Below are 4,987 nucleotides of genomic sequence, written 5' to 3'. Positions count from 1 at the left end.
CTATAAACCATGAATAAGTTAGTAATTGCCCTGCTATTAGCTGCAGCTCCAATGTTTACCCAGGCTCAGAACTTCGAGAAATATGAGAATATGAAAGAAGTCGATGCGATGGTGATGACCAGTAAAATGTTTAAAATGCTGGCTAAAGTAGACCTCAGTGAAAATGATCCGGAATCTCAACAGTATATGAAGCTTATAGAGAATCTGGAAAGAATCCAGATCTATAAATCATCAAACCCTAAAGTGATGTCTCAAATGTCAAGTGATGTAAAATCTTACCTGGCTAAAGGCAGTCTTGAGGAGCTAATGCGAGTGAATGACGATGGTAAGAATATTAAATTTTATTCTCTGCCTGGGAAGAATGATAATTATGTAAGCGAACTTTTTATGTTTCTTGAAGGAACCGAAGGTTCAGAGCCTATGAATATCATTCTTAGCATTACGGGCCAGATCGATCTTTCACAATTATCGAAATTAACGGCAGACCTAAAAGTTCCTGGAGCCGAAGAATTAAAGAAAGCTAACAAAAAATCTTAATCTTATGAAATCAATCAAATTATTAGTCTTAAGCATCTTTACTTTAATTGCAGTGTCCTGTAATAACGAAAAATCTTTACAGAAGTATTATGTAGAGAATCAGCAGGACACCGACTTTCTGGCTGTAGATGTTCCTACCAGTTTATTCACCAATGCAGATGCGCTTGATGAAGAGCAAAAGTCTACCATGGAAACTATCAAGAAGATAAATGTACTGGCTCTCGAAAAAGAGGCGAATCCTCAGAAATTTGAAGAAGAAAAAATTAAACTGGATGAGATCTTCCAGGATGAGAAATATCAATTATTAATGCGATTTGGTGGTAGCGACCGCAAGGCGGCTCTGTACTTTATTGGTGAGGAAGATGCTATCGATGAACTAATCGTATATGGATATGATAATGAAAAAGGGCTTGGAGTTGCTCGGGTATTAGGTGAAAATATGGATCCTGAGAAGATCATGGATATGATGCAATCATTAAAATCTGAAGATATTAATACAGGTGGAATAAAAGGAGTGATCGATATTTTCGGGAATTCTCAACCGAAGCAAAAAGATACTACTGGAGTTGAAATGGAAATAGCTGCAGATACTTTATAGAATAGTAAAAAGTATTTTTTTAGTTAGTTGAAAGAAAAAGCCTCCGGAACGTCCGGAGGCTTTTTTAATGAATTGAGAAGAGATATTTATATTCCAGTGTAATTTTGTGGTGTTATCTTATGAAGTTCAGTTCGAACTTCTTCAGTCACGTCCAGCTCGTCAATAAACCTGGAAATACTTTCCTTCGTAATTCTTTCATTAGTTCTCGTAAGACCTTTCAATGCTTCATAAGGATTTTTATAACCTTCTCTTCTTAGAATCGTCTGAATCGCTTCAGCAGCAACAGCCCAATTATTCTCGAGATCTGCATGTAGTTTATCTTCATTTAGGAGCAATTTATTCAGCCCTTTCAAGGTGGATTTAAAAGCGATGATCGTATGACCCATTGGAACACCAATGTTTCTAAGAACTGTACTATCGGTTAGATCACGTTGTAGCCTGCTTACCGGCAATTTTGCTGAAAGATGTTCGAATATCGCATTGGCAATCCCAAGATTTCCTTCTGAATTTTCAAAATCTATAGGATTAACTTTATGTGGCATTGCTGAAGAACCTATCTCACCTTTTTTGATCTTCTGTTTAAAGTAATCCATCGAAATATAAGTCCAGATATCGCGATCCAGATCCAGTAAAATATTATTGATGCGTTTGAAAGCATCAAATAATGATGCCGCATGATCATAATGTTCTATTTGTGTAGTAGGGAAGGAGTGGTGAAGCTTCAATTTCGATTCTACAAAATTCTGTCCAAAAGCTTTCCAGTCGGTATCTGGGTATGCTACTTTGTGAGCGTTGAAATTCCCAGTTGCTCCTCCAAATTTAGCTGCGTGAGGAATATCTTTTAAAAATCGTAGCTGCTCTTTGATTCGAACTACAAATACCTGAATTTCTTTTCCAAGTCGGGTAGGTGAAGCTGGTTGACCGTGGGTACGGGCCAGGAGTGGAATATCTTTCCATTCTTCAGCCAGGGATTCCAGTTTTTTTACAATTTCATCCAGTTCTGGAAGGTATACCTCTTCCGTAGCCTCCTTTAAACTTAGTGGAATGGCCGTGTTATTAATATCCTGAGAGGTAAGACCAAAATGAATAAACTCCTTCGAATCCTGCATTCCAAGCTTTTCAAATTCTTCTTTCAGAAAATATTCAACTGCTTTCACATCGTGATTAGTAACTTTTTCGATCTTCTTTATAGCCTGTGCATCTATCGAAGTAAAATTTTGATACAGCTCTCTCAGCTTCGGGAAGTTTGCGGAATTTACATCCTGAAGTTGAGGTAAGCCCTGTTCATGTAGTGCAATAAAATATTCAACTTCTACCAGGATACGATAGCGTATCAATGCTTCTTCACTAAAGTATGCTGAAAGTTGCTTGGTTTTGGATCTATACCTTCCGTCTATTGGAGATACTGCAGAGAGCGATGTCATTTTTTGGTTTTAAAAAATTAAAGCATAAAGATACTTCTTCCTGATTGACTAAAAAACATATGTTACAATTTCCTCAGGATCTTCAAAGCCCGTGATCTATAACCCGGAGTTGAAGTAGAAATATTCTTTTCCAGAAGCGATATTAATTCAGTTTCAATCCATTTTTCTTCATTTCTGAGATCATAAATATTCTGCATGGCAAAAACTTTTACTGCAGTTTTCTCATCGTTCATTAAATATTGAAAGGAAAGCCGAATAACTTCTTTTTTTTCAGCATGATGAAGATGAATTGAAGAATTACTATGGAAATGTGAATCAACCAGAAAACTGAATATTTTCATAATACATCTTTTGGAAGAGCTATCTGAATACATTTTTCCATTATTAATAATAGCAGTAATAGATTCACCCAGTATATCAACATTATCACGTCCAATTATCTCAATTATCATCCATGCCTTCATTGATAATTGCTGAGGGAATTTGATGAATTCTATGGTTTGTGGCAAAAGATTATTAGTTAGGACTAATTCTGAAGCATGTTGACGGGAAGCAAGTTTCAAACTGGTGTTTTCCAGAATTTTCTCAACTCTTTGCATTAAGCTAATAATTGTGCTACAAGCTTTGGTATACCTTCCACAGCCTTTTTGCTTATTATTTCAAGGGACGCATTTTCACTAATATTTGGTTTAGGATCGATAAAATATACCGGACATTTCTTCGGAATAAAATCTACCAATCCGGCAGCCGGATAGACCTGCATGGAAGTACCTACAATGATAAGAATATCTGCTATTGTACAATGATCTGCCGCCTTTTGAAACATTGGAACGGCTTCGCCAAACCAAACAATATGAGGTCTCAATTGTTTGTTGTGTTCACAGAAATCTCCACTTCGAATATCTTTTCTCCAGTCCATCACCAGGTTTTCATCAAAAGTACTTCGGGCTTTTAATAATTCTCCGTGAAGATGTAAAACATTAGAGCTACCAGCTCGTTCATGTAGATCATCAACATTCTGAGTAATGATTTGTACATCATATTGTTTTTCAAGATCTACTAGGGCATAGTGAGCGGCATTTGGTTCTACTTCCAGAAGTTGTCTTCTTCGTTGATTATAAAAATCCAGTACTAATTCTTGGTTATTTTCCCAAGCCATTGGTGAGGCAACTTCCATCACATCATGACCTTCCCATAAACCGTTTTCATCCCTGAAAGTTTTTAAGCCACTTTCAGCGCTAATTCCTGCTCCGCTTAGTACAACTATTTTCTTCATTTCTTAAGGATTTCTGATTAGTAACGCCAGCTTGAAGTTTTAAAATACAAAGAAATTATGATTAAGCTTCCAGATAATTGCCCTCTCAATTCATCTACCTTAAAATTTTTCAGCTATTAATTATTGAAAATCAGGTGTTATCAGATATATTATTAATGTCGAAGATAAATACCAGCGAAACGCTTCTAAAAGAGCACAGTTTTTATATTTTAGTACAGCCATGACCGACCAGAAATTACTTGAACATTTACAGGGATTGTTGACCCAGCGCAGGATCGATCTCTTCGAAAAAGTTCTGACTCAAAGAACAGATCATTTTACCGTAGTAGCCCAGGATGTTTACCAATTGCATAATACCAGTGCGGTGGTTCGTAGTTGTGATGTATTCGGGATCCAGAACTTACATGTTATAGAAGAAAACCTGCCTAGACGAATCGACAAGGAAATTGCCATGGGAGCTCAGAAATGGGTAGATGTGCATCGATACAATACCTCCCGGGAATGTCTACATGAATTACGGCAACAGGGCTACCAGATCGTAGCCACCACTCCTCATAATAATTCAACAATGCTGGCAGATTTTGATATTGCAAAACCTTCTGCCATATTTTTTGGAACAGAGCAAAACGGACTTTCAGAAGAAATTCTCAGAGAGGCAGATGCAAGCATTAAAATTCCTATGTATGGGTTTACTGAAAGTCTGAATATTTCAGTTTCTGCAGCGATCATACTTCAGTCTTTAAGAGAAAAACTTGACACTTCTAATATAGATTGGCAGTTTTCTGAAGAACGAATGCAAGAAGTAAGGCTGGCCTGGACAAAGAAAACCATAAAAAATTCAGAGGAGATTATTGAACGTTTCCGTAATCAGTAAATATTCGTAACTTTTAAATCCTAAAGCCGAGCAATGACCCTGTTTTTCTACTTAATTATTGCCTTAATTACTTTTTTTGCATTTCTGCACGCATGGGCCAAAAAGGACTTTGATGTTAGCAGGACCGTGGTGATTAATAAGTCCAGAGAAGAAGTCTATGGCTTTGTTCGTCAGCTAAAAAATCAACCTTTATGGAACCCATTATTTCAGCGTGATCCTAATGCGGTTTTAAAATATAAGGGGCCAGATGGTAAAGAGGGCGCTTCTTTCTATTGGAA

Annotated in this window: 7 protein-coding genes; 4 read left to right on the top strand and 3 right to left on the bottom strand. The window is 36.9% G+C overall.

The genetic code is table 11. The features are described 5' to 3' along the window. Positions 1–9 precede the first annotated feature (9 nt). Together ACNKXS_RS12550 and ACNKXS_RS12545 are read left to right on the top strand one after the other, a co-directional pair. Positions 10–537, top strand: coding sequence for a DUF4252 domain-containing protein (locus ACNKXS_RS12550; RefSeq protein WP_322300447.1), 528 nt, complete (start codon positions 10–12; stop codon positions 535–537). A 4-nt stretch (positions 538–541) separates the two neighbouring features. Next, entirely contained in the window at positions 542–1,135 is a 594-nt protein-coding gene (locus tag ACNKXS_RS12545; RefSeq protein ID WP_417921139.1) for a DUF4252 domain-containing protein, read from the top strand. An 86-nt stretch (positions 1,136–1,221) separates the two neighbouring features. Here ACNKXS_RS12545 and purB read toward each other — a convergent pair whose 3' ends face one another. The 3 genes from purB to ACNKXS_RS12530 all read right to left on the bottom strand — a co-directional run bounded on the left by purB (position 1,222) and on the right by ACNKXS_RS12530 (position 3,835). Continuing rightward, the gene (gene purB, locus ACNKXS_RS12540) at positions 1,222–2,559 is read right to left on the bottom strand and encodes an adenylosuccinate lyase (protein ID WP_417921138.1); all 1,338 of its coding nucleotides are present in this window, start codon (positions 2,557–2,559) and stop codon (positions 1,222–1,224) included. 62 nt (positions 2,560–2,621) lie between these two features. Continuing rightward, positions 2,622–3,158, bottom strand: coding sequence for a hypothetical protein (locus tag ACNKXS_RS12535; RefSeq protein ID WP_417921137.1), 537 nt, complete (start codon positions 3,156–3,158; stop codon positions 2,622–2,624). Beyond that, entirely contained in the window at positions 3,158–3,835 is a 678-nt protein-coding gene (locus tag ACNKXS_RS12530; RefSeq protein ID WP_417921136.1) for an SIR2 family NAD-dependent protein deacylase, read from the bottom strand. The genes ACNKXS_RS12535 and ACNKXS_RS12530 overlap by 1 nt, the downstream gene beginning before the upstream one ends. A 220-nt stretch (positions 3,836–4,055) precedes the next feature. On the opposite strand from ACNKXS_RS12530, the gene ACNKXS_RS12525 reads away from it, so the two are divergent. Together ACNKXS_RS12525 and ACNKXS_RS12520 are read left to right on the top strand one after the other, a co-directional pair. Beyond that, positions 4,056–4,709 (top strand): TrmH family RNA methyltransferase, encoded by a 654-nt coding sequence (locus ACNKXS_RS12525; RefSeq protein WP_417921135.1) that lies wholly within the window; start codon positions 4,056–4,058, stop codon positions 4,707–4,709. A gap of 33 nt (positions 4,710–4,742) precedes the next feature. Then, the coding region (locus ACNKXS_RS12520; RefSeq protein ID WP_470272073.1) for an SRPBCC family protein at positions 4,743–4,987 on the top strand (245 nt) is incomplete at its 3' end.

The organism is Christiangramia marina (assembly GCF_048285865.1).
Classification (GTDB): Bacteria; Bacteroidota; Bacteroidia; order Flavobacteriales; family Flavobacteriaceae; genus Christiangramia; species Christiangramia marina.
The sequence above is the reverse complement of the archived record's forward strand: the minus strand, read 5'-3'. Positions and strand labels throughout refer to the sequence as shown.